The organism is Ralstonia sp. GX3-BWBA (genome assembly GCF_003290055.1).
Taxonomy (GTDB): Bacteria; Pseudomonadota; Gammaproteobacteria; order Burkholderiales; family Burkholderiaceae; genus Ralstonia; species Ralstonia holmesii.
Window position 1 is genome coordinate 42,711 of sequence record NZ_QMKS01000006.1, and the last position, 23,804, is coordinate 66,514.

At 64.0% G+C, this 23,804-nt stretch carries 16 protein-coding genes and 1 tRNA gene; 7 read left to right on the plus strand and 10 right to left on the minus strand.

Annotated elements, in window-relative coordinates; translation table 11 throughout:
- Positions 1–52: 52 nt before the first annotated feature.
- The 4 genes from murI to DOD19_RS05270 all read right to left on the minus strand — a co-directional run bounded on the left by murI (position 53) and on the right by DOD19_RS05270 (position 4,200).
- The gene (gene murI / locus DOD19_RS05255; RefSeq protein ID WP_024975384.1) at positions 53–901 is read right to left on the minus strand and encodes a glutamate racemase; all 849 of its coding nucleotides are present in this window, start codon (positions 899–901) and stop codon (positions 53–55) included.
- A gap of 14 nt (positions 902–915) precedes the next feature.
- Positions 916–2,439, minus strand: coding sequence for a fumarate hydratase (locus DOD19_RS05260; protein WP_004634356.1), 1,524 nt, complete (start codon positions 2,437–2,439; stop codon positions 916–918).
- 174 nt (positions 2,440–2,613) lie between these two features.
- Positions 2,614–3,153 carry a TIGR00645 family protein gene (locus DOD19_RS05265; RefSeq protein ID WP_024975385.1) on the minus strand — a complete coding sequence of 180 codons (540 nt, stop codon included), beginning with the start codon at positions 3,151–3,153 and terminating at the stop codon, positions 2,614–2,616.
- 87 nt (positions 3,154–3,240) lie between these two features.
- On the minus strand, positions 3,241–4,200 hold the full coding sequence (locus DOD19_RS05270; protein WP_112184423.1) for a DMT family transporter: 960 nt from the start codon (positions 4,198–4,200) through the stop codon (positions 3,241–3,243).
- A gap of 203 nt (positions 4,201–4,403) precedes the next feature.
- On the opposite strand from DOD19_RS05270, the gene acs reads away from it, so the two are divergent.
- A complete protein-coding gene (gene acs / locus DOD19_RS05275) occupies positions 4,404–6,386 on the plus strand; it encodes an acetate--CoA ligase (protein WP_024975387.1) in 1,983 nt (660 codons plus the stop codon).
- A 22-nt stretch (positions 6,387–6,408) separates the two neighbouring features.
- Positions 6,409–8,472 (plus strand): sodium:solute symporter family protein, encoded by a 2,064-nt coding sequence (locus tag DOD19_RS05280; protein WP_112184425.1) that lies wholly within the window; start codon positions 6,409–6,411, stop codon positions 8,470–8,472.
- A 120-nt stretch (positions 8,473–8,592) separates the two neighbouring features.
- On the opposite strand, the gene DOD19_RS05285 is transcribed toward DOD19_RS05280, so the two are convergent.
- From DOD19_RS05285 to DOD19_RS05300, 4 genes are all read right to left on the minus strand, one after another.
- Positions 8,593–9,396, minus strand: coding sequence for a DUF4239 domain-containing protein (locus tag DOD19_RS05285; protein ID WP_112184427.1), 804 nt, complete (start codon positions 9,394–9,396; stop codon positions 8,593–8,595).
- A gap of 4 nt (positions 9,397–9,400) precedes the next feature.
- Positions 9,401–10,414, minus strand: a complete 1,014-nt coding sequence (locus tag DOD19_RS05290; protein ID WP_112184429.1) for a hypothetical protein — start codon at positions 10,412–10,414, stop codon at positions 9,401–9,403.
- 316 nt (positions 10,415–10,730) lie between these two features.
- On the minus strand, positions 10,731–12,293 hold the full coding sequence (locus DOD19_RS05295; protein WP_112184431.1) for a methyl-accepting chemotaxis protein: 1,563 nt from the start codon (positions 12,291–12,293) through the stop codon (positions 10,731–10,733).
- 522 nt (positions 12,294–12,815) lie between these two features.
- Positions 12,816–14,819, minus strand: coding sequence for a CocE/NonD family hydrolase (locus DOD19_RS05300; protein ID WP_112184433.1), 2,004 nt, complete (start codon positions 14,817–14,819; stop codon positions 12,816–12,818).
- A gap of 526 nt (positions 14,820–15,345) precedes the next feature.
- Between DOD19_RS05300 and DOD19_RS05305 the strand changes: the two genes are divergently transcribed.
- The 4 genes from DOD19_RS05305 (at position 15,346) to DOD19_RS05320 (ending at position 18,760) form a co-directional block, all read left to right on the plus strand.
- Positions 15,346–15,627, plus strand: coding sequence for a hypothetical protein (locus DOD19_RS05305; protein ID WP_024975393.1), 282 nt, complete (start codon positions 15,346–15,348; stop codon positions 15,625–15,627).
- Positions 15,628–15,757: 130 nt separating this feature from the next.
- Positions 15,758–15,848, plus strand: a tRNA-Ser gene (locus DOD19_RS05310).
- A 150-nt stretch (positions 15,849–15,998) separates the two neighbouring features.
- The gene (locus tag DOD19_RS05315; protein WP_024975394.1) at positions 15,999–16,466 is read left to right on the plus strand and encodes a (2Fe-2S)-binding protein; all 468 of its coding nucleotides are present in this window, start codon (positions 15,999–16,001) and stop codon (positions 16,464–16,466) included.
- Complete coding sequence (locus DOD19_RS05320) at positions 16,463–18,760, plus strand: xanthine dehydrogenase family protein molybdopterin-binding subunit (RefSeq protein ID WP_112184435.1); 2,298 nt, start codon at positions 16,463–16,465, stop codon at positions 18,758–18,760. Before DOD19_RS05315 ends, DOD19_RS05320 begins: the two co-directional genes overlap by 4 nt.
- Before the next feature lie 24 nt (positions 18,761–18,784).
- On the opposite strand, the gene DOD19_RS05325 is transcribed toward DOD19_RS05320, so the two are convergent.
- Positions 18,785–21,787 carry an AAA family ATPase gene (locus tag DOD19_RS05325; protein WP_162634348.1) on the minus strand — a complete coding sequence of 1,001 codons (3,003 nt, stop codon included), beginning with the start codon at positions 21,785–21,787 and terminating at the stop codon, positions 18,785–18,787.
- A 75-nt stretch (positions 21,788–21,862) separates the two neighbouring features.
- Positions 21,863–22,120 (minus strand): DUF4242 domain-containing protein, encoded by a 258-nt coding sequence (locus tag DOD19_RS05330; RefSeq protein WP_024975397.1) that lies wholly within the window; start codon positions 22,118–22,120, stop codon positions 21,863–21,865.
- 250 nt (positions 22,121–22,370) lie between these two features.
- Here DOD19_RS05330 and DOD19_RS05335 point away from each other — a divergent pair, with 250 nt between their 5' ends.
- A complete protein-coding gene (locus tag DOD19_RS05335; RefSeq protein ID WP_112184439.1) occupies positions 22,371–23,747 on the plus strand; it encodes an FAD-binding oxidoreductase in 1,377 nt (458 codons plus the stop codon).
- Positions 23,748–23,804 lie beyond the last annotated feature (57 nt).

The following is a 23,804-nucleotide window of genomic DNA, read 5'->3' on the forward strand; positions in this document are numbered from 1 at the left end:
CAAGATGACAGCGCGCCGCCTTTCAGGGCGGCGTTGTCATATTTAGACGGCGTTATTCGGGCTGGTAAGCGAGCGAGGTTACGGCCGGGCTCAGGGGCGCGTCACCAATGTCGACGCGCTGTGCCATCGGCGCCTCACCCAGCAATGCCGCCACCATGGCTTGCAGCGGAAGCACGTCGCCGGTGCTCATGAAGCGTGGCGATGCGGCTTGGCCCGATGCCTGCAATCCCGCTGCCGCCAGCGTGCGGCCCAGATGGCGCGCGACTGCGTGACCGGTGTCGATCAATGTCAGCCGGTCGCCCGCAATCTCGCGGATGGCGTCTTCCAGAAACGGGTAGTGCGTGCAGCCGAGCACCAGCGTGTCAGCGCCCGCATCGAGCATCGGCTGCAGATACGCCTGCAGCAGCTCCAGCACCGCAGGCGAATGGGTATCGCCGCGCTCGATCAGGGGGACGAGGCCGTAGCCGGGTTGGCTCAGCACTTTGCAATCGCCAGAGGCAGCCGCCAGCAGGCGTGCAAATTTCTCGCTGTGCAGCGTGCTTTCGGTCGCGAGCACGCCAACCACACGGCTCTTCGACGTGGCAACCGCTGGCTTCAAGCCGGGCTCGACGCCAATCACCGGTACCGCGAGCTTTTCGCGCAGCACGTGCACAGCCTGCGCCGTGGCTGTGTTGCACGCGATCACCAGCGCCTTGCAGCCTTGGTCGACCAGCCATTCGCACACACGCAGCGTGCGCTCGGCAATGTATTCAGGAGATTTTTCCCCGTACGGGGCATGGCGGGAATCCGCCAGGTAGAGAAGCGATTCGGCCGGCAATTCGGCGCGAATCGCGCGCAGGACGGAGAGCCCTCCGAGGCCGGAGTCAAAAACTCCGACCGGTGCCTGCGCGCGTGTCGTCATATCGCGTGAACGGATCAGCCTGCTGCGACGGGAATCTTGCCGATCTTCGCTTGCCATTCCGCCGGGCCGGTCTTGTGAACCGACGTGCCCGAGCTATCGACGGCGACGGTGACGGGCATGTCCTTCACGTCGAATTCGTAGATGGCTTCCATGCCCAGGTCTTCAAACGCCAGCACCTTGGAGCCGCGGATGGCCTTCGACACCAGGTACGCCGCGCCGCCCACGGCCATCAGGTAAGCCGACTTGTGCTTCTTGATGGACTCGATGGCGACGGGGCCGCGCTCGGCCTTGCCCACCATGGCAATCAGGCCCGTCTGGGCGAGCATCGTCTCGGTGAACTTGTCCATGCGTGTAGCCGTGGTCGGGCCTGCCGGGCCAACGACTTCATCGCGCACCGGGTCGACCGGGCCGACGTAGTAGATCACACGGTTGGTGAAGTCGATGGGCAGCTTTTCGCCCTTGGCCAGCATGTCGGCGATGCGCTTGTGGGCGGCATCGCGGCCGGTCAGCATCTTGCCGTTGAGCAGTAGCGTCTGGCCCGGCTTCCACGAGGCAACTTCTTCCGGCGTGAGGGTGTTCAGATCCACGCGCTTGGACGTTTCGGTGTTCGGCGCCCATTCGACCTTCGGCCATTGCGACAGGTCCGGCGCTTCCAGCTTGGCAACGCCGCTGCCGTCCAGCGTGAAGTGCGCGTGACGTGTGGCGGCGCAATTCGGGATCATGGCGACCGGCAGGTTGGCCGCGTGGGTCGGGTAGTCCAGGATCTTCACGTCGAGCACGGTGGCCAGGCCGCCCAGGCCTTGCGCGCCAATGCCCAGCGCGTTGACCTTTTCGTACAGCTCGATGCGCAGTTCTTCAGCGCGGTTGCTCGGGCCGCGGGCGATCAGGTCTTGAATGTCGATCGGCTCCATCAGGGCTTCCTTGGCCAGCAGCATGGCCTTTTCAGCCGTGCCGCCAATGCCGATGCCCAGCATGCCCGGCGGGCACCAGCCGGCGCCCATGGTCGGCACGGTCTTGAGCACCCAGTCGACGATCGAGTCCGAAGGATTCAGCATCACGAACTTCGACTTGGCTTCGGAGCCGCCGCCCTTGGCTGCGACGATCACATCCACCGTGTCGCCCGGCACGATCGACATGTTGATCACGGCCGGGGTGTTGTCCTTCGTGTTGGTGCGCTTGCCGGCCGGGTCGGCCAGCACGCTTGCGCGCAGCTTGTTGTCGACGTCGTTGTACGCGCGGCGCACGCCTTCGTTGACCATGTCTTCGAGGCTCATCGTGGCGCCGTCCCAGCGCACGTTCATGCCAACCTTCAGGAACACCGTGACGATGCCGGTGTCCTGGCAGATCGGACGCTTGCCTTCAGCGCACATGCGGCTGTTGGTCAGGATCTGCGCGATGGCATCCTTGGCGGCCGGGCTCTGCTCCTGCTCATAGGCGCGGCCCAGAGCAGTGATGTAGTCCATCGGGTGGTAGTAGCTGATGTACTGCAGGGCGTCGGCGACGCTCTGGATGAGGTCTTCTTGACGAATGACGGTCATGGTGGGGACCAACGTGTAGGAATGAGAAACCGGGATGCGGCAGGGCAGTGATCTGCACTACGCACCGGCAGCGGGCGCTGCCGGTTCAGAATAGCCTGCGATCATACACCCAATGTCGGCCACGGATTGTCCGACCGGTTTCGTCGGGCTCGCCACGCCGACAGGGGCACGGCGTCAATGTGCGTCGGCAGCCCCGCCGTGCGGATGCGCATGCGAAACGATGCGGTCTACCCACGCCATCACCAGCGCGGAAACCAGGAACGCCACGTGGATGACCACCTGCCACAGGATCGTGTGCGTGTCTTTCTGGGCCGCGTCGATGAACGTCTTGAGCAGGTGGATCGACGAGATGCTGATCAACGCCATCGACAGCTTCACCTTCAGCACGCCCGCGTTGACGTGATCCAGCCATTCGGGCTCATCTTCATGGCCCTCGATGCCGAGCTTGGACACGAAGATGTCGTATCCGCCGATGATCACCATGATCAGCAGGTTGGAGATCATCACCACGTCGATCAGGCCCAGCACGGCCAGCATGATCTTGGTTTCGTCCAAGTCGCCCAGGTGCGCAACCAGATGCCAGACCTCGACAATGAACAGATACACATACGCTGCCTGGGCGATGATCAGCCCCAGGTAAAGCGGCAGTTGCAGCCAGCGGGAAAAGAAGATCAGGCGCGGAATCGGGCGCAGCGGAGCGATGGGCGACTTCATGGGAAACGGGGCCGGGTGAAAAACGCGTGATTGTAGCGTCCCAAGTTTGCCGAACCGCTGACTGGAAGACGGCTGCCGCCCACCGCGCTATTCGCGGTCCAGTGACGGATCGAGCGGGTCCAGCGGGTCTGCCACACGCGCGCGGCGCGCTGGATAGCGTGGCCGTGCCGGCCAGCTTGCAACGAGGATGCCCGCCACCACGCAAGCCAGCGCAATGCCGTGCGGCCAGCCCGGCGTCTCGCCCAGGGCGACGATCCCGTAGGTGGCTGCCGCAATCGGCAGCACCGAGGTGAATACGCCCGCAAGGTGTGCTGGCACATGCCGGATGCCCTTCATCCACAGCCAGAACGAGAAGATGCTGGCCGACAGCGCATACCAGAGCACAAGGCCCCAGATGGGCAACGGCACGCCTGACAGATCGAAGGTGAGCAGGGGCACCAACCCCAGGGGCAGCATCAGCAGGCCGCCGATCAGGTGCGTGTACGCGCAGATCTCGATGGCGGGCAACGTTTGTGTCAGTCGCCGCGACAGAATGACGTAGATCGACTCGCATAACACCGCGCCCATCACCAGCGCATTGCCCAGCAGCGCTTGCGCGGCATCGGCAGTCGCCGCGCCCGAAGATTCGCCCCCGCGATAGGCGTTGAGAATGGCGACGCCCGCCACCGCCAGCGCCACCGACACCAGCGTGCGCCCCGACGGCTTCTCGCGCAGCACGAGCCACGACAGCAGCGCCACGGTGGCCGGGATCGTGCTCGTGATGATGCCCGCGGCCAGCGCCGAGGTCAGCCGCACGCCGTTGAGCATCAGCAGCGTGAAGCCGAACGTACCAAAGAATGCCTGGAGGAACAGGTTGGTCCACTCGCCGCGCGTCACACGGCGCATGCGCGATGGCTTGTACCACGGCGCCATGCAGACGATGGCAATCAAAAAGCGCAGCAATGCAAACAACATCACCGGCATGACGGCGACGATCGATTTGCCGAAACCGACGTTGCTGCCGACCAATGCCATGGCAGCAATCAGAAAAAGGGCGTGGATGGGCACGATGAGGAATCAGTGGAAACCGGCACGGGACGCGGCTCTCTGGCCGGCTATGTTGCGTTGCGATGCGTGCCGTAACATGAAGTGACGCATTATAGTAATGCCCTTCACGTCGGTTTGCCGCGCAGAAATGCGTAAGGCTGGAGTCAGGTCAGCCCCTTAGATTCGCCGCAAAACGACTACAGACATCGCTATCAGGAGACACCATGGCTGGCATTGAATCTGTCCTGCAGGAAACGCGCGTGTTCGACCCGCCCGAATCCTTTGTCAAACAGGCAAACATCGCCGGCATGGATGCGTACCGTGCGCTGTGTGCCGAAGCCGAGCACGATTACGAAGGCTTCTGGGCGCGCCTCGCACACGAGCATCTGCTGTGGCACAAGCCTTTCAGCAAGGTGCTGGATGAGTCCAACGCACCGTTCTACAAGTGGTTTGAAGACGGCGAACTCAACGCCTCGTACAACTGCCTCGAACGCAACCTTGAGAACGGCAACGCCGACAAGGTCGCCATCATTTTCGAGACCGACGACGGCAAGGTATCGCGCGTCACTTACCGCGAACTTCACGCACGCGTCTGCCGCTTCGCCAATGGCCTGAAGGCCCTGGGCATCAAGAAGGGCGACCGCGTCGTGATCTACATGCCGATGTCGATCGAGGGCATCGTCGCCATGCAGGCTTGCGCGCGCATTGGTGCCACCCACTCCGTCGTGTTTGGCGGGTTCTCGGCCAAGTCGCTGCAGGAACGCATCGTCGACGTGGGCGCCGTGGCGCTCATCACGGCCGACGAGCAGATGCGCGGCGGCAAGGCGCTGCCGCTCAAGGCCATCGCCGATGAAGCGCTGGCCATGGAAGGCACCGACGCCGTCAAGCATGTCATCGTCTACCGCCGCACCAACGGCAACGTGAACTGGGTGGAAGGTCGCGACCGCGCGATGGACGAGGTCGAAGCGGGCCAGCCCGACACCTGCGAAGTGACGCCGGTTGGCGCGGAACATCCGCTGTTCATCCTCTACACCTCGGGTTCGACCGGCAAGCCGAAGGGCGTGCAGCACAGCACGGGCGGCTACCTGCTGTGGACGTTGCTCACCATGCAGTGGACGTTCGACCTCAAGCCCGACGACATCTTCTGGTGCACGGCCGACATCGGCTGGGTGACGGGCCACAGCTACATTGCGTACGGCCCGCTCGCGGCCGGCGCCACGCAAGTCGTGTTTGAAGGTGTGCCCACGTATCCGAACGCCGGCCGCTTCTGGGACATGATCCAGCGTCACAAGGTCAACACGTTCTACACCGCGCCGACGGCGATCCGCTCGCTGATCAAGGCCGCCGAAGCTGACGAAAAGGTCCACCCAAAGCAGTACGATCTCTCCAGCCTGCGCCTGCTCGGTACCGTGGGCGAGCCGATCAACCCGGAAGCCTGGATGTGGTACCACACGAACATTGGCGGCGGCCGTTGCCCGATCGTCGATACGTTCTGGCAGACCGAGACCGGCGGCCACATGATGACGCCGCTGCCGGGGGCCACGCCGCTGGTGCCGGGCTCGTGCACGCTGCCGCTGCCGGGCATCATGGCTGCCATTGTCGATGAAACCGGGCACGACGTGCCGAACGGGCAGGGCGGCATCCTCGTCGTCAAGCGTCCGTGGCCGTCGATGATCCGCAACATCTGGGGCGACCCGGAGCGCTTCAAGAAGAGCTACTTCCCGGAAGAGCTGGGGGGCAAGCTGTATCTGGCGGGCGATGGCTCCATCCGCGACAAGGACACCGGCTACTTCACCATCATGGGCCGCATCGATGACGTGCTGAACGTCTCGGGCCACCGCATGGGCACGATGGAGATCGAGTCGGCGCTGGTGGCGAACCCGATCGTGGCCGAAGCCGCCGTGGTGGGCCGTCCAGACGACATGACGGGCGAAGCCATCTGCGCCTTCGTGGTGCTCAAGCGCTCGCGTCCCGATGGCGAGGAAGCCAAGCAGATCGCCAACGAGCTGCGCAACTGGGTTGGCAAGGAGATCGGGCCGATCGCCAAGCCAAAGGACATCCGCTTTGGCGACAACCTGCCCAAGACGCGTTCGGGCAAGATCATGCGCCGCTTGTTGCGCTCGCTGGCCAAGGGTGAGGACATCACGCAGGACACGTCCACGCTTGAGAACCCAGCCATCCTCGATCAACTGAAGGAAACACGCTAACCGCCAGCGCTGGTCGCCAATCTTGGCCGCCGACACCCAACAAGACAGCCGCTTTCGCAAGCGGCTGTTTCTGTATTACGGGCTCTATACCGTAGGGCTGCTGCTCTTCATCGTGATGATGGGCGCGATCGAGCGCGTGCGCGGCGCGGGCGTGTGGCTGGGCTATGTGTTCCTGTTCGTCACGATTGCCATCTATGCGTGCATCGGGCTGATCTGCCGCACGGCGGATCTGACCGAGTATTACGTGGCAGGGCGCCGCGTGCCGGCGTTCTTCAACGGCATGGCCACGGCGGCTGACTGGATGAGCGCCGCCTCGTTCATCGGCCTGGCGGGCATCGTGTTCGCCTCGGGCTACGAGGGCCTCGCTTACGTGATGGGCTGGACGGGCGGCTACTGCCTCGTCGCTTTCCTCCTGGCGCCGTACCTGCGCAAGTTCGGTGGCTACACGGTGCCGGATTTCCTGGCCAATCGCTACGGCAATGGCGAGCGCGGCGGCAGTTCTGTCGTGCGCGGCATCGCGGTGCTGGGCGCGACGCTGTGCTCGTTCGTCTACCTCGTCGCGCAGATCCAGGGTGTGGGGCTGGTGGTTACGCGCTTTATCGGCGTCGAGTTTTCGGTGGGTGTGTTCTTCGGGCTGGCGGGCATTCTGGTGTGTTCGTTCCTGGGCGGGATGCGTGCCGTGACCTGGACCCAGGTGGCGCAGTACATCATCATGATCGTGTCGTTCCTGGGCGTGGTGTCGATCATCGGTTGGCATCGGTATCACGACCCGGTGCCGCAGCTTTCGACGGGCCGCCTGCTGCTGCAGATCGAGAAAGAGGAACAGCGCATCGCGCACGACCCTGCAGAGCAGCACGTGCGCGACCAGTTCCTGAGCGAGGCGCAGGCCCTGCAGGAGCGCATCTCGCAACTGCCGCAGTCGTTCGAGCATGCGCGGGAAACACTGAACACGCAGCTCAGGCTTGCACGAGAACGCAATGCGCCGCTGCGCGAGATCAAGGCACTGGAGCGCCAGCGCGAAGAGTTTCCTCCAGATGCGGCCACCGCGTCGATCCTCTGGAATCAGCAGCGCGAAGACGCGCTGGCACGCAGCCGCATGGCGCCGCCATCCATTGAGCCATTTCCGTCGGCGTCGCAAAACGAGCGCGGCACCGAGCGGCTGAACTTTGTGCTCCTGGTGTTTTGCCTGATGGTCGGCACGGCCAGCCTGCCGCACATCCTCACGCGCTTTCACACCACGCCGTCGGTGCGCGAGACGCGCAATTCCGTGAGTTGGACGCTGGTTTTCGTGGCGCTGCTGTATGTGTCAGCGCCGGCGCTGGCGGCGCTCGTCAAGCTTGATCTGCTGCAGCACCTGGTAGGGGCGCCGTTTGCCGACCTGCCACAGTGGATCGTGCCGTGGCGCAAGGTCGACCCGCCCGTGTTTGCACTGCATGACATCAACGGCGACGGCATCGTGCAGTGGGCGGAGGTGATGATGCAGCCGGACATGGTTGTGCTGGCCGCGCCCGAGATTGCGGGGCTGCCGTACGTGTTGTCCGGGTTGATTGCGGCGGGCGCGTTGGCGGCGGCGCTGTCGACTGCCGATGGCCTGCTGCTGACCATCGCCAACGCGCTGTCGCACGATGTGTACTTCCACATGATCGACAACACGGCCAGCCACCAGCGGCGCGTGACGAGCGCCAAGGTGGTGCTGCTGGGCGTGGCGCTGCTGGCGGCTTATGTGACGTCATTGAAGCCGGGCAACATCCTCTTCCTGGTTGGGGCGGCTTTCTCGTTGGCGGCATCGTGCTTCTTTCCGGTATTGGTGCTGGCCGTGTTCTGGAAGCGCACCAATCGTGCCGGTGCCATCGCGGGCATGCTGACGGGGCTGGCCGTGAGCGTGTACTACATCATCGCCAACTACCCGTTCTTCACCCGCATGACGGGCGTGCTTGGCCAGCCGTGGTTTGGCGTCGACCCAATCGCCTCCGGTGCGTTCGGCGTACCGGCCGGTTTTGTCGCCGCGATTGTCGTGAGCCTCGTGACCAAGCCGAACCGGCCGGTGATCGACAAACTCGTCGGCTATATTCGCGATCCGCAGTAAAAAAGCCGGCTCCCGACGAGCCGGCAAAGGGCAGGACCGAAGCGTGGGGGCTCCGGCCCTGGGGCTGACCTCTCCCGCCAGCCCACAACACGAGTGGGGTAGCGCGGCGAGGCGGCGCGCTCAGTCGGGCAAGGGATGCGCCTGCGGCTTGTCGTTCGATAACGTCTCGATGGCCCGCTCCAGCGGTGCCGCACTGACGCTGACTTCGCCTGCAAAGGGCCGGTCCACGGCCAGCACAAAAAAGAACGCCAGGCCCAGCGTGGTCGCCCACACGGCCACCAGCGCCATGTGAAAGCGCGTGGCCGGCAGCGCATAGAGCAGCAACAACGAAAGGCCGCTGGCGATCAGCATCACGCCCCAGAGCGTGCTGGGCATGGCGGCTTCCAGGTTCTGCAGGCGTTTCTCCCGGTACTTCACCATCTCGTTGACGCGGGCGAGCACTTCGATCAGCAGCACGCGTTCGCGGTCGTCGCGGGGCGTGATGCGGTTGGCCGTGGCGAACATGCTGTTGAACGCAGCCTCCGTGTCGGCGTCAGGACGCGCTTGCTGCTGCATGCTCGGCCATTCGTCACGGACAACGTGCTCCAGATAGGTGATCAGCTCGCTTCGCGCGGTTGTGGCGCTCGGGTGCGAGAACGCCGAGAGATCGCGCGCGAGTTCCGTGGCGCACGCAGCTTCGGCGGCGACGATGTCGGCGGCGGCTTGATACGCACCCCATACCGAGATGGCCGAGAAGGCGACCAGCAGCGAGTTGATGGTCGTGACGGCCGTCATCATGGCGATGGTCATGTTGCGCTGCTCGGCGTCGAGCGTGACTGGAAAAACGCGGCGAAACAGCGCGTAGCCGCCCAATGCTACGAATAGCGTGGCGAAGACGATGATTGCGCCCATCGCCCATGCGGGGATGTTGTAGAGGAACAGCATGAGGTCACTCCTTGGATGGCCGGTTGGAGGCAGAGAGGGGCGCAGAAGCCGGCGGGTCGCTGGCGGCGAGCATGGCGCGCGTGAAGTCGGCCAGGCGTTGGCGCATCGCCTCGGGTGAGGCGTTGCTGTCGAACGACTGTTGCAGATCGATCAGGTTGGCTGCGAGTTCGCTTTGCCACTGCGTGCGCTCGCTGGCGGCGCGCGCACGGTAGGTCTGCATGGCAGCGTCGGCATCGGCCGAGCGGTCACCGCGTACGAGCGTTTCGAGCGCGTCCACCAGCCGCTGCAGCAGCCGGTGCACAGCGGTGGCAGAGAAGCCGCCCAGCATCGCCAGCGTCGGTTTGCCGAAGTTGTGCATGCTGCCCCCGTCGAACAGATGCGCCGGCAGCATCTCGACCAGGATCAACCCGGCAATCACACCGAGGATCAACCGTGCGCAGTAGGAGGCGTCGTACTTCGGGTCGTAGGTGGCTGCAGCCACATAGCGATGTGCCTGAAACAGTGTGGCAAACGACGCGCCCAGCCCCGCGCAGAACAGCAGGAAAAGCGTGTTCCATAACAGAGGCGCGCCGTCCGAATCCAGGAAACCCCGGTCGATGTTTGCGCTCGACACGTCGGGCGACATGCCGGTGGCAATCACGGCGATCAGGAAGACGATCGCAGCGCTGGTCAGCAGCCGTATCAACGGCACAGGACCGAGCCATGGGAATGGATGATCGCTGCGATGCTGTGCGTCGAGCAGCGTGACGGCTTGCGGGGTAGCCGGCGCGATGGCGGCCGCAAGTTTGCGGTGGATGGCGGCCAGCGCGTGGTGCGGTGTGGCCTGCGATGGCATTTGCCTGTCGATGAGCGGGCCAAGCTGGGCGATGAGTTCCGGCGCGACCGGCAAGCCGTGGTGCAGGGCGTAGCGGGCCATCGCTTCGCATTCTTCACGCAGTTGTTCAACGAGGGGCGGGATTGGTTGTGGCTGCGGTGCCGCACGCGGGCGCAGCCAATGCGCGAAGCCGAGCGGGATCATGCTGGCCTCCCGTCGTTAGCTGGCGTGCTCGGCAGGATGATGGAAAGCGAGCCGCGTTGCAGGTGTGGGCTGTTGTGTCGCATGGTGGCCTTCGTCGGCAGGCTGGGCCGTGCACGGCCCCGGCTTGCCCCGTTGCTTGTTGCACACGGGGCCAGTCCACTTTGCGTCGCGCGTGCGAGCCCGCCAATGCAGCGGAAGTCACGAACGACGGCCTAACGAAAGACACAGGACAGAAAAGAGAAAACGCCCGCGGCCTTGCGGCGGCGGGCGCAATGACAGCTTGGAGAAGACAACTACGACGGTGACCGTGCTCCGATCAGGCGCGTGCGGTGTGCGGATCGACGCGGAAGAAGGACATCGCAGCGTTCAGCTCTTGCCCCTGGTCCTGCAGCGATTGCGATGCGGCTGCGGCTTCTTCCACCAGCGCCGCATTGCGCTGCGTGACTTCATCCATTTGCGAGATCGCCTGGTTGACCTGTTCGATGCCGCGCTTCTGCTCGACGGATGCGGCGGCAATTTCTTCCATGATGTGCGTGACCCGGGCCACGGCTTGCGTGACCTCCGTCATGGTCTCGCCGGCTTCGCCCGCCAGCGTGGAGCCGTCGTGAATGCGCTCTGCCGACGAGGCGATCAATTCTTTGATCTCCTTTGCCGCCGTTGACGAACGCTGCGCCAGGCTGCGCACCTCGCTGGCGACCACTGCAAAACCGCGCCCCTGCTCGCCTGCGCGTGCGGCTTCCACGGCGGCATTCAGCGCGAGGATGTTGGTCTGGAACGCGATGCCTTCGATGATGCCGGTGATGTCGGCGATCTTGCTTGATCGGTCGCTGATGTCCTGCATGGTCGACACGACCTGGCCGACGACCGTGCTGCCCTTGAGCGCCACTTCCGACGCGGTAGAGGCCAGCGCGGTGGCGTGCTGGGCGTTGTCGGCGTTCTGCTTCACAGTGGAAGTCAGCTCTTCCATGCTGGCGGCTGTTTCTTGCAGCGACGAAGCCTGTGCTTCCGTGCGCTGGCTCAGGTCGGCATTGCCCGCCGCAATCTGTTTGGCTGCGCCGGCGACGCTTGTGCTGCTGTCGCGTACCTTGTCGACGATCTCCGTCAGGCGGCCGTTCATGTCACGCAGGGCAGAGAGCAGGTGGCTCGTCTCGTCCTTGCCTTGCACCTGGATGCGACTGCTCAGATCACCGCGTGCCACCGTCCGGGCGACATCCACAGCGGTGCGGATCGGCTGCGTGATCGAGCGCGTGATGATGATGCCCGCGATCACGGCCAGCAGCACCGCGCCGATCGACAGGCCGGCCAGCAGATTGCGCTGCATGACGTACTGCGCCTCATACGCTTGCACGAGCTGTTCCTGGCGCTCGTGCGTGTACGTGGCATACGCGTCGGTGGCCTTGATGAGGGCGGCCAGCAGCGGGCGGCACTCGTTGTCCATCTTCTGGATGGCTTCGTCGTGTTTGCCGGCAAGCGCCAGCCCGACGATGTCGGTTGCCACGGGGCCGTACTGGGCTTCCACACGGTTGATGTCTTCCACCAGCGTACGGGCGCGGTCGTTGGCGTCCTTTGCGCCCGCAATCATGTCGTTGAGCTGCTTGAGCTTGCTCTTCACATCGTCGTGCGCCCGAAAGACGTCAGCCTTCTCCAGATCCAGGTCTTTTTGCGTGACCACGAGGACCAGGTTGCGTGCCGCAATGGCGCGCCGATCCACCGCCGTGCGCACGTCGTTTGCAACGTCTGCGCGGGCGCTGATGCCGTGCACGTAGTTCGAGAACCCTTCCGTCGATTCGGAGAGCGCCCGCAACGACATGCCTGACACCACGACAACAATGGCGGCCAACACGCCAAAGCCCGCCCTGAGCTTGGCTTTGATGGTCATCTGAAAAAGGTTCACTGTGTCCTCCGGTTTGCTGACTGAATTGAGATGCGGTCGCGCACCGGAGCGGCTAGGGAAAGACGGTCGACGACCACGTTAGTTAGGTGCAAGGGCTGCGTACTTGAGAGAGGCAGGTTATGTCACAGTATGACCGGTTGTTTTCGTCCGATATCCCGGTCTCCACGGGGTTATCGGCATTGAAAAGAAAATCCTGAATAACATTCTTTCTGAGCGTTTTCACTTAATGCAAATCGGGGGCCTTTGTTTTGCCGGTGAAACCTTATCTGGCAAGGCCTGGGGTGCCATCGTTTCGAATCGTGAGACGGATTATGCGGGCTGAATGGTGCCAACGTTTTCCTACTCTATTTGCGTTATTTATATTCAGATATCGATATTTTCACTACACTATTCACGGTGCGTAGTTTTACGGATGTATTTGGCGGATTACATATTTTGGTGGTGCCTGGTATTTAAAGAAAACGGCCCGCGAAGCGGGCCGTTACATCACCGAGGACTGCGCGCTTGCTACAGCGCCGTGGCCGGCACCACAGGCAGCACCACCTTGGATGGATGGGCTGCATCGCTATAGACCGTCAGCACACCGATGAGCGAGTTGAGCAGCGAGGGCAGCGGCGGCACGCCTTGCGGCAAGTTGCTTGCGCCCACGGCCCCCCGCAGTTTGTGCCCCTTGGCGATGAGCGCACTCGTCGGGAACACCTCGACCGGCACCATCACAGCCTGACCGGGCATGAGTGCCTGCGCGGAGCTTGGGGTGAACGGATGCCAGGGCTGGATCATCAGGCCATTCATCGTGCGCGAACGGCTCGCGTCCACCGCGCGCAGCGAGGCTGTCTGGAGGCCGTCAGTGAGTGGCGTGACGTTCCCCGCCGCGTCCACGTCGTCAATGCGTACCGAGACGCCGGCGTCCAGCGCGGTGGTCGAGATCCAAACATCCGCCTCAATCGGCCCGTTGAGGTAGACATCCGCCGGCATGGGTGGCGTCTCGAACTTCACATCGGCGGCTTCAGCGATGGTGTCGTCGGTCTGGCACGGCAGCGGGAGGAAACCCGTCAAGCCGGCCGTCCATTGCGACAGGCTGATCGAGCACGCACCGTTCAGCGGCTGCTGCGCGACCATGTTGGGCCCCTCGTTGGCGGCCGGCGCGGTGGCCGACAGGCTCTTGTCACCACGCAGGAAGAGCTGCTGAGCCTGCACCTGCGGATGCGGCCAGTCTGTAGCAGTGGCGTAGTGGCCGAGGCCGGTCACATATTGCGTGACGTTGGGAAGCGCATCGGCGCCCACGTTCATGCCTTTGACGTACTGATCAAACCATTGCAACTGAATGTGGTTCAGCGGCGGCACGCCATCGACCGGCAACCCGCTGCCCAAAGCGGCCTGCAGATGCGTCCACGGGCCGATCAGCAGCTTGGCCGGTGCCTGCGTCTTGATGCTCTCGTACGTGAGAGGTTCACTGCGCTGGAAAAGATCGTGCAGGCCGCCCACCACGAAGGTCGGCACTTTGATCTTCCCGTCGTTTTCCAGCGGCGAGCGCGTTGCCCAGAACGCGCCGTCATAGGCGGTGGCGGTTGTGCCGAGCAGCGCCTGGACCATGGTTGGCAGCTGGAACGTCGTGACTGCAGACACCAGGTGCTGCAGCACGGCCGGCAAACCGATGGTCGGGTCTGTCACCAGCGTCGGATCGGTCAGGCTCAGCACTGACACCAGACCGAACCACGCCGGTATGAACGTGAGATTCGTCTGCCCACCCGTGAAGACGATGTCGCGGTAGCCATCGCCAATCGGCACGATGGGGAAGGCCGCCTTGACCGCCGGATGGTTCTGCGCCGCCGTGATCACCGTTGTGATGCCGAGGTACGACACGCCGTAAAGGCCGATGGCACCGTTGCTCCACGATTGCTGCGTCACCCAGTCGACCACGTGGCCGTAGTCGCTTTGCTCATCGGCGCCAAAGGCATCCCACGCACCCTGCGACTGGCCGGTGCCGCGCACGTCCACCACCACGGTCGCATAGCCGTGCTGGACGATGTACGGATCGGCCGCGCCCAGCGCTGAGCCAATCGAGGCTTCGTATTGCGCGTTGCCGCCGTTGTACGAGGTTTGCACGAGCACCGTCGGAAAGGCGCCCGTCGCGGCTTTGCCTGATGCGTCGGCCGGCAGTGTCACATAGGCAGCAAGCTTGGTACCGTCGGGCATGGTGATGTACTGCGTGGCCTGCCGCGCGACGCCCGCGTAGAGCATGGGCGGGTTGTAGTCGACCCACTTCGCGCCCGCGTTGCTCTTGATGGACGTTCCCGGTTGCGCCGGTGTGGCACGCGTACCGAGCGTGGTCCAGTTGACTGCGGCCGGCTGCACCGGCTGTGCTGGCTGCATGGTGTTTGAATTTGCGGGGATGCTGTTGGCGACGGTCGAGCCGTCACCGCCGCCGCAGCCCGACAGCGAAAGCGCCGCGCACAGCAGCGCCGACATCAGCATGCGGCTGCGCCGCACGCGTGGGTTACCCATTTGCATGGGGTGTCTCCTCTTGAATGCTTTTGTTGTGTGTGGGGGATGGCCGGCGCGCCGAGGGTGGCGGCACGCGGCCGATCGCTTCTGGTTCGGAAGCGGAGCAAGCGAAGAGGCCGGCGCAGAAGAGGGGTGGGTGACACGACCGATCGCGCGCCAGCGGGCTTGGGCGCACGGATAAAGCACCAAGCATGCCCACGGCACGACACCCGCAGATGGCGCTGTACGGCGGTGTGGCGCGTGTGTTGGGCCTCGGAACGCTACCGGCGTTACGTAACGTTCCGCGTAACGAGGGGCCTGATGCAGCCGTTTTCATATGAGGAGTCCGCACCCCACCAATGGAGGGATGCTGCCCGCGAAGCCGCATCAACAGGGTGTTTCAAACAGATCAAAACGACAATGCGTGCATGCAAAAAGCGCGCATTGACCGGCTCAGTGGTGTTGGCATGGACGTTGCGTATTCAGGCTGCGCGCCCGGCACAGGGCGCCACACGAAGAGCGCAACAACAGCACAGACAGCAAGGGGGCCATCATGAATCGCACCATTCAAGACGTCGAAATTGCCGCTGCCATCGACTCGGACCTGCTCCGCCGCCGCGAGCAGTTTGCCGGTCAGCCCGCCGCGTGGCGGGTGTGGTCAGAAGCCGCGCACGTTGCCACATTGAATGAGCGCGCACGCACGGCGTTTATCGAGCACGTAGCCAATAGCCGCGGTGCCGATATTGCCCTGCGCCTGCTGCTGAAAGCGCAGTCGATTCGCGATCAGATTACGCAGACCCTGCTGACGAGCGAGACGCAAGCCACGCTGCATTGAGTTACGCGAGGGGATGCCGACCGCGCAAGACGTGTCGGCGGTGGGGTACAAAAGGCCTTGTCGGGAGACCGGGCCTTTTGTTTGAGCGGACCTTGGCGAGCCCGTACGGTGTGCTACAATCGCGGGCTTCGGAGAGATGGATGAGCGGTTTAAGTCGCACGCCTGGAAAGCGTGTATAGGTTAATAACCTATCGGGGGTTCGAATCCCCCTCTCTCCGCCAGGAATCCAAGGCCCGAGCGCGCAAGTGCTCGGGCCTTTTTGCATTCCGGGCGGTTGCCATGTCGAGGTGGACCACTATTGCTGACATCAGCCGTTTGAACGTACGCTTGGCTAGCAAAAAAATCACAAGAGCCAAGGAGACCACCGCCCCATGGATTTGGACGTCAACCACAAACCGGTCAGCGTTGATTGCGACCCGGCCACGCCCCTGCTGTGGGTGCTGCGTGATCATTTGAATCTGACCGGTACGAAGTTCGGCTGCGGCATTGCGGCGTGCGGCGCATGCACGGTGCACGTGGACGGCGCGGCCGTGCGGTCCTGCGTGCTGCCTGTGGCGGCTGTGGCCGGCAAGCACATCACCACCATCGAGGGACTTGCCGGCGGCGAGGGCAAACGCCACGCACTGCAACAAGCCTGGATAGACGAACAGGTGCCCCAGTGCGGTTACTGCCAATCCGGCATGCTGATGGCCGCGGCGGACTTGCTGGCCCAACACCCCGATCCGAGCGATGCCGACATCGATGCAGCCATGACCAACATCTGCCGCTGCGGCACGTATCCGCGCATGCGCGCTGCCATCAAGCGCGCCGCCAAGGCGTTGCGGGAGGGCCGCGCATGAACGCGAAATCAACGAAACCGCGTAGCGGACGCCGCCGTTTCCTGCTCGGCGCGCTTGGCATTGGAGGCGCACTGGTGGTGGGTTGGGGCGTGATGCCACCGCGCAGCCGCGTGGGCGACGCGAGCATCTTCCCCGAACACAACGGTGAGATTGCGCTGAACGGCTGGATCAAGATCACGCCCGAAGGCAACGTCGTGCTCGCCATGCCGCGTGTGGAGATGGGGCAGGGCATCCACACCGCGCTGTCGATGCTGGCGGCGGAAGAGCTGGACATTCCGCTCTCGCGCGTGAGCATCGAAAGCTCGCCCGTGGAGCGCATCTACGGCAACGTCGTCGCCATGGGCGACAGCTCGCTGCCGCTGCATCCTGATAGCGCCGACAAGACCTGGGCCCGCGCACTGCACTGGATCATGGCCAAGAGTGCGCGCGAGATCGGTCTCATCATTACCGGCGGTAGCAGCAGCACCGCCGATGGCTGGCAGCCCGTGCGCGAGGCTGCCGCCACAGCGCGTGCAGCACTGGTGCAAGCCGCAGCGCGCGAATGGAACGTGTCGGCCGCGGAGGTCAGCATCCGCGACGGCCAGTTGATTGGCCCCGGCGGCAAGCAATCCACGTTTGGCGAGATGGCCAAGTCGGCGCGTGGTATTTCGGCGCCGTCCAACGTCACGCTCAAGCCGGCTTCGCAATACCAGTTGATCGGCAAGCCGGCGCCGCGCAACGATCTTGCTGCGAAGACGGATGGCAGCGCGCGCTTCTCCATCGACACGCGCCTGCCCGGCATGCTGTATGCCGCCGTCGTGATGTGCCCCGTGTTTGGCGGCAAGCTCAAGACGTTTCAATCGAAAGCGGCGCTTGGCATGCCGGGCGTGCGTTACGTGGTGCCGTTTGAGGGCACTGCCGGCGGCGCACCCGGCGTGGCGGTGGTGGCTGATCATTACTGGCAGGCGCGTCAGGCGCTGGCAACGATCGAGCCCGTGTGGGACAACGGCCCGCATGCCAAGCTCGATTCGGCAGGCATTCGGCAGCAGCTCGTCAGCGCGCTCGACAGCGACAAGGGTGGCTTCACGTATCGATCCATGGGCGATGGCCTGAAAGCCTTCGACAAGGCCGATGGAGCCACCCTCGTCGAGGCCGAATACACCGCGCCGTATCTTGCGCATACCACGATGGAGCCGATCAACTGCACCGCGCAAGTCACGCAGGACGGCGTGCATCTCTGGGCGCCCACGCAGGTCGCCACGCTGGCGCAACTGGTGGCGGCACGAGCGGCAGGTGTGAGCGGCGACAAGGTGCATATCGACATCCCGCTCATCGGCGGCGGCTTCGGGCGGCGGTTGGAATCGGATTTCATCGGCCAAGCCGTCACCATCGCCACCAAGACCGATGGCAAGCCCGTGCAGGTCATCTGGTCGCGCGAAGAGGACGTTCGCCACGACTTCTATCGCCCGCAAGCCATCGCCCGGCTCAAGGCGCGTGTCGAGAACGGCAAGGTCACAGCGATCGCGTCGCGCAGCGCCGGCCAATCGATTCTGGCGGGCGAGCTTGATCGTCTCTTCGGTGCGCCGTCGGCGGGTATCGACCGCTACACCGCTGAAGGCTTGTTCGACTTGCCGTACGAAATCGAGCACGAGCACGTCGCGCACCTGGCAGTCGATCTGCCGATTCCCGTGGGGTTCTGGCGCAGCGTTGGCCACTCGTATAACGGGTTCTTCATGGAGGGCTTTCTCAACGACGTGGCGGCCGCTGCCAAGCTTGACCCGCTGGCGATGCGGCGTGATTTGCTGAAGGCCCATCCGCGTGAGCTGAAGGTGCTGGATACAGTCGCACAGGCAGCCGGCTGGGGGCAACCGCTCGCCCCGGCGGCCGACGGTGCCCCGCGCGCGCGCGGCATTGCGCTGCATCCGAGCTTCGGCTCCGTGGTCGCGCAGGTGGTCGAGGTGTCGATGAAGGACGGCAAGCCGCGCGTGCATCGCGTCGTCTGCGCGGTCGATTGCGGCACGGTGGTCAACCCGGGCATCGTTGCACAGCAGATGGAAAGCGCGGTCATCTTTGGACTGACGGCGGCGCTATATGGCCGGATCGACATCAAGGACGGCCAGGTCGTGCAGTCGAACTTCCCGGACTACCCGGCGCTCAAGATGGCCGAGGCGCCCGTCATTGAAACGCACATCGTGCCGAGCACGGCAGAACCCAGCGGTATGGGCGAGGTGGGTGTGCCGCCGATTGCGCCGGCAGTAGCCCACGCCGTGGCGCAGTTGACGGGCAAACCGGTGAGGCAGTTGCCCATCGTCTGACAATCTTCTGCAGCGGTGTTGGACTCACAGCAGCGCATGGCGGATGGCAAACGCTGCCGCCTCCGCCCGATTGGCGCTGTGTGTCTTGCTCAGGATGCTGCTGACGTGGTTTGCGACAGTGTTGGGGCTGACGAACAGCTCAAGGGCAATCTGGCGGTTGCCCTTGCCCTGCGCAACCAGGCGGAGCACCTGGGCCTCGCGTCGGCTCAACCCCGCAGGATAGTGCTCGACCGGAGCAGTCTTGACCGACGCTCTGGCGGACTCGATGCGCGCCAGCAAGCTGGCCATCCCGAGCGTTGCCGCTTCGTCTTCTGCGGCGCTCAACAAGGCATCGGCGCGATCGAGATCGCTCGGCTCGCCGCGGCGTAAGAGCATCTGCGCAAAGTCCAGCCGCGTGCGCGCGAGGGCCGGCCTTGCACCTTGGCGTTCGTTCATCTCCAGGGCGGCCTGAAAGTGTTGCTGCGCTTGCTGCCAGTTGCCCATCGTTGTGGCCAATGCGCCCAGGATTGCGTCGGCTGCGCCGAATGAGGCGATCGCGGTGCCGAACACCAGGTTGCGCCTACTGAACGGGGCGAGTAGTTGGTACAGCGTCGCCGCCCTGGCGGCGTCGCCAAGCGCATGACACACGATGGCCAGATACGTGAGATTGGCTACCCAGACACCATCGCGCGCGATCGTGAGGAAGTCGGCGTTGGCCAGCGTGTCAAACGTCTTGCGTGCTGCCTCCAACTGACCAAGCTCTGCGTGCATCAAGGCGATGCCCGGCTGCCAGATGTTCATCGCGCTGGTGTGCTCAACGAAATGCTCGACCAGAGGCGCCACCTCGTGCAGCCGGCCCTGTTCGCGGCGCAGCATGAACATCTGGACACCGTAGACGCCGGCGGCATCCATGCCGGGCATGCGCCGCGCGATCTCGTAAGCGTTGGGGATCAAGCGCTCTGCATCGGCAAAGCGCCCTTCGAACAGCGCATGCATGGCGCGCGACATGCTGGCGGTGTAATGGATGAAGGGCTGGCGCAGCGTCTCTCCACCGCGCTCGTATTCCTCAAGATTTGCTCGCCAGGCTGCCATGTCGCCGAGTTCAAAGTCATCGAAGAAGCGCCACGCACGTGTTGCACACATCAGCGTACGGTCGCCGGCCTGCCGGGCCAGTTCGTAGGCTTCATCCGAGGCGGCGATGCGCTCGACAATGTGCTCCTGCTGCCATCGCAGCGACACCGTCGCAACCAGCGTGTCGGCCAGTGTTGCGGGGTCTCCGGCCCGGCGTGCCACTGCGATGGCCTGCTCATGCACCCGGTTTGCTTGTGCCTCCTCGCCGCTGAAGATGAGAGCGCGCGCCAGGGCGCTCAACAGGCGGGCGCTCATCACGGGCTCATCGCTGCCCTGGGCTGCGAGGGCCTCGCGCAGGAGTTCGGCTGCGGGGCCGCCGGGCAGTCCTGGCGCCCAACTCGCGGTTTCGAAGCCAAGCGCGGCGTGAGCAAGTTCCCTTGCGTTGCCGTACTCCGCGCTCAAGCGAGCCGCCTCCTTGAACGTCTGCATGGCCTGGAGCCAATCACCGGCATGGCTGTGCGCGGCACCTAGCGCATTGAGCAGGCCGCAGCGTGTCTCGCGCGCCAGGCCACTGCCAGCGTCCATGGCCTGCAGTGCCATCTGACAGTAGCGTGCCGATTCTTCGTGCGCGAGCTGGCGGTCGGCACGCCGTGCCGCACGTTGCGCGTAATCCACCGCGAGTGCGGCGTCCCCTCCGGGCAGGGCGGCCCAGTGGTGATAGGCCAGCGCAGGCAGATGCGGCTCGGGGTCGTCGCCGTGGATCATCTCGATGGCACGCGCCAGCTTCAGATGGAGCCGGCTGCGCCGGGGGATGGGAATCTCGTCGTAGAGGGTCTCGCGAAACAATGCGTGGGCAAAGTGATAGTGGCCGGGGTCGCGCAAGGCCTCGACTACACGAGCCTGCAGCGCTTCGTCGATGGCTGCGCTGCAGATCTCTTCGTCGACATCGCCGGCCAGCGCGGTCAGCAGACGGAATTCGAATGCGCGGCCGATGACCGCCGCTGCGGTAAGCACCTTATTCGCGTTCGTGGACAGGCGACTCAAGCGGCGCCCGATGACCTCCTTGATGCCCTCCGGAATGCGCAGTACGTAGCCCGTGCTGGCGGACGAATTTTCCTGCGCCAGCAGACGGGTCATTTCACCCACGAACAAGGGGTTGCCTTCCGTTTGCGAATGGACCGCATCGACCAGTGCGGGGGCGACGGTCGTATCACCAGCCAGTTCCATCATGTGCGCTGTTTCCGCATGGGTCAGCCCCCTCAGGCGCAACCGTTCGAAGCGTGGTTGGCGCGCCAGTTCGCCCAGCGTGGCCGACAGCGGGTGCTGTCTCGATAGCTCGACATCACGGTACGTCACGAGGAGCAGAATGCGATTGCTGCACAGGTCGGGGGCAAGAAATTCGAGCAGGCGCAGGGACGACGCGTCGGCCCAGTGCAGGTTGTCGAGGATGAGCAGCAGCGGATGTTGTTGTGCCGCGCGCTGCCAGAAGGTGTTTACGGCGTCGAACAGCCGGAAGCGCGCCTGCGCGACTTCGGTACCTGGCGTGGCAACTGCGCGATCACGCACCGGATCGGGCAGCCGATCGGCAAGGTCGGGCACGATTTCCGCGAGCGGAGCTACCCCGCAGGCCAATGCTTGGTGGACGCTGTCTTCGTCGTGCGAGGCAATCCAGCTCCGCACCAGTTGTTGCCAAGGCCAGTAGGGTGGTGCGCCGGGCTCCTCGTTACAGCGGCCCCAGAGCACTTGCATGCCGTGTTGCTCGGCCTGTTGGGCAACAATTTCGGCGGTGCTCGTTTTGCCGATGCCGGGTTCCCCCGCCAACGCCGCGATGCCGCCCCTGCCGTCTTGCGCTCGCGCCAGCAGGCGGCCCAGTACCTCAAGCTCACGCTCGCGGCCAACGAAGTGCGCCATCGCTGGCGCACTGGCGGTGTTGCGGGTGCTGTCGCTTAGCGCTGCAGATTCAGCCGGTAGCGGCATGCCGCAGCCGTCGCAAAACCTCGCGTCGGGTCGGCACAATCGGTGGCAGCGAGCGCAATGCATGGTTGCAGAGCGTCACACGAAGCTCTCCGGACGCACTTGGGTCACCTCGATCACGACGTCAGCAGGCAGGCTTGCCAGGTGTGCCGCCTGTCGGATGGCATCCGCGCTTGGGGCTTCGTAAAGACAATAGGTTTTCTTGCGGTCGGCCGAGAGGAAAGAGAAGACCCAGTTCACACCAACATCTGCATTGATGTGCTGGATGTTCGCAACGCTTGCGGCGCCGATCTCCAATTGCTCCGCAAACTGGCGTTCGATGAGAAACAGCGGCATTTGTCTTCCCTCCTGACGCATCGACGGGCCATGCCGCCATTGCGTTTTATTGAAGGCCGAAGATGGGGCAAAACAAATAGTCAGTATTGACTATCCCGGGGCAGACCGACCACCACACAAAAATGATCAAGGCAGCGGATGGAACGGACGAAGTCCCACTTCTAGACTTCCATCACCATTCCCCGCGCCTGATTTTCCGCTCTGCGGACACAGCCAGATCGGTCCGGTCACGCTTGCCTAGGAGATCAACATGCTCGAAGACACTACGGTGCAGGCCTTCCGTGCGCAATTGCGGGGGGCGCTCGTCGAACCGGACGATCCGCATTACGACGCGGCACGCCGTGTCTACAACGCGATGATCGACAAGCGGCCGCGCTTCATCGCGCAGTGTTCAGACGTAGCCGACGTGATTGCGTCAGTCAACTTCGCGCGCAACAACGGCTTGCTGCTGGCCGTGCGCGGTGGCGCTCACAATGGCGGCGGTCTGGGCGTGTGTGACGACGGTTTGGTGATCGATCTGGCCCGTCTGCGCGGCATTCGTATCGATCCTGTCGCCCACACGGTGCGCGCTGAAGGCGGCTGCACATGGGGAGACGTCGATCATGCGACGCACGCATTCGGTCTCGCAACGCCGGCAGGCATCATCAGCACCACCGGGGTTGGTGGGCTAACCCTGGGGGGAGGGATCGGTCATCTGGCACGGCGCTTTGGCCTGACGATCGACAATCTGCTGTCGGTCGATATCGTGCTGGCCGACGGCAGCTTCGTCACTGCCAATGCGCATGCCAATGACGATCTGTTTTGGGCGGTGCGTGGCGGCGGCGGCAACTTCGGTGTCGTAACCTCATTCGAGTTCCGCCTGCATGCGGTGAGCAACGTGGTTGCGGGTCCCACGCTGTGGCCGCTTGATAAAGCCGCCGACGTTCTGCGCTGGTATCGCGACTTCCTGCCGAAGGCACCGCCCGAACTCAACGGCTTCTTCGCTTTTCTTACGGTGCCGCCAGCACCACCGTTCCCGCCCGCGCTGCATCTGCAGAAGATGTGCGGCGTTGTGTGGTGCTACACGGGCGACCCTGCAGCGGCGGAAGCGGCATTCGCGCCAGTTCGAGCGCAACAGCCCGCGCTGTACGGCGTAGGGGCCATGCCCTATCCGATGTTGCAAACCGCCTTTGATGCGTTATACCCACCCGGCCTGCAGTGGTATTGGCGGGCCGACTTCGTCAACGACCTGCCGGAAGAGGCCATTGCACTGCATGTGGAACATGGTTCGAAACTGCCGACCATGCATTCCACGATGCACCTGTATCCGATCGACGCTGCCGTGCATCGCATGGGGCGCAAGGAAACGCCGTTCGCCTACCGCGATTCGAAATGGGCGGCCGTCATCGTGGGCGTTGACCCCGACCCTGGCCAGCGCGAGCGCATCACCGATTGGTGCAAGGGGTACTGGGACGCACTGCATCCCTATTCGGCAGGTGGGGCCTATGTGAATTTCATGATGGACGAGGGGCAGGAGCGGGTGCAGGCCACCTACCGCGACAACTACGCCAGGTTGGCAGCGATCAAGGCCAGATACGATCCCGGCAACCTGTTCCGCGTCAACCAGAACGTGAGACCCGCGTCGTAAGCATGCTTATTTTGATCAGTTGGTTGCAGGAAACCCATCCTGCAGGAAAGGAGGTGT

Bases quoted from the DNA above. Each gene is read 5' to 3' on its own strand.
- DOD19_RS05300 (WP_112184433.1), bottom strand. From the start codon at position 14,819: ATGCAAATGGGTAACCCACGCGTGCGGCGCAGCCGCATGCTGATGTCG.
- acs (WP_024975387.1), top strand. From the start codon at position 4,404: ATGGCTGGCATTGAATCTGTCCTGCAGGAAACGCGCGTGTTCGACCCG.
- DOD19_RS05335 (WP_112184439.1), top strand. From the start codon at position 22,371: ATGCTCGAAGACACTACGGTGCAGGCCTTCCGTGCGCAATTGCGGGGG.
- DOD19_RS05330 (WP_024975397.1), bottom strand. From the start codon at position 22,120: ATGCCGCTGTTTCTCATCGAACGCCAGTTTGCGGAGCAATTGGAGATC.
- DOD19_RS05265 (WP_024975385.1), bottom strand. From the start codon at position 3,153: ATGAAGTCGCCCATCGCTCCGCTGCGCCCGATTCCGCGCCTGATCTTC.
- DOD19_RS05285 (WP_112184427.1), bottom strand. From the start codon at position 9,396: ATGCTGTTCCTCTACAACATCCCCGCATGGGCGATGGGCGCAATCATC.
- murI (WP_024975384.1), bottom strand. From the start codon at position 901: ATGACGACACGCGCGCAGGCACCGGTCGGAGTTTTTGACTCCGGCCTC.
- DOD19_RS05315 (WP_024975394.1), top strand. From the start codon at position 15,999: ATGGATTTGGACGTCAACCACAAACCGGTCAGCGTTGATTGCGACCCG.
- DOD19_RS05295 (WP_112184431.1), bottom strand. From the start codon at position 12,293: ATGACCATCAAAGCCAAGCTCAGGGCGGGCTTTGGCGTGTTGGCCGCC.
- DOD19_RS05260 (WP_004634356.1), bottom strand. From the start codon at position 2,439: ATGACCGTCATTCGTCAAGAAGACCTCATCCAGAGCGTCGCCGACGCC.
- DOD19_RS05290 (WP_112184429.1), bottom strand. From the start codon at position 10,414: ATGATCCCGCTCGGCTTCGCGCATTGGCTGCGCCCGCGTGCGGCACCG.
- DOD19_RS05305 (WP_024975393.1), top strand. From the start codon at position 15,346: ATGAATCGCACCATTCAAGACGTCGAAATTGCCGCTGCCATCGACTCG.
- DOD19_RS05320 (WP_112184435.1), top strand. From the start codon at position 16,463: ATGAACGCGAAATCAACGAAACCGCGTAGCGGACGCCGCCGTTTCCTG.
- DOD19_RS05325 (WP_162634348.1), bottom strand. From the start codon at position 21,787: ATGCCGCTACCGGCTGAATCTGCAGCGCTAAGCGACAGCACCCGCAAC.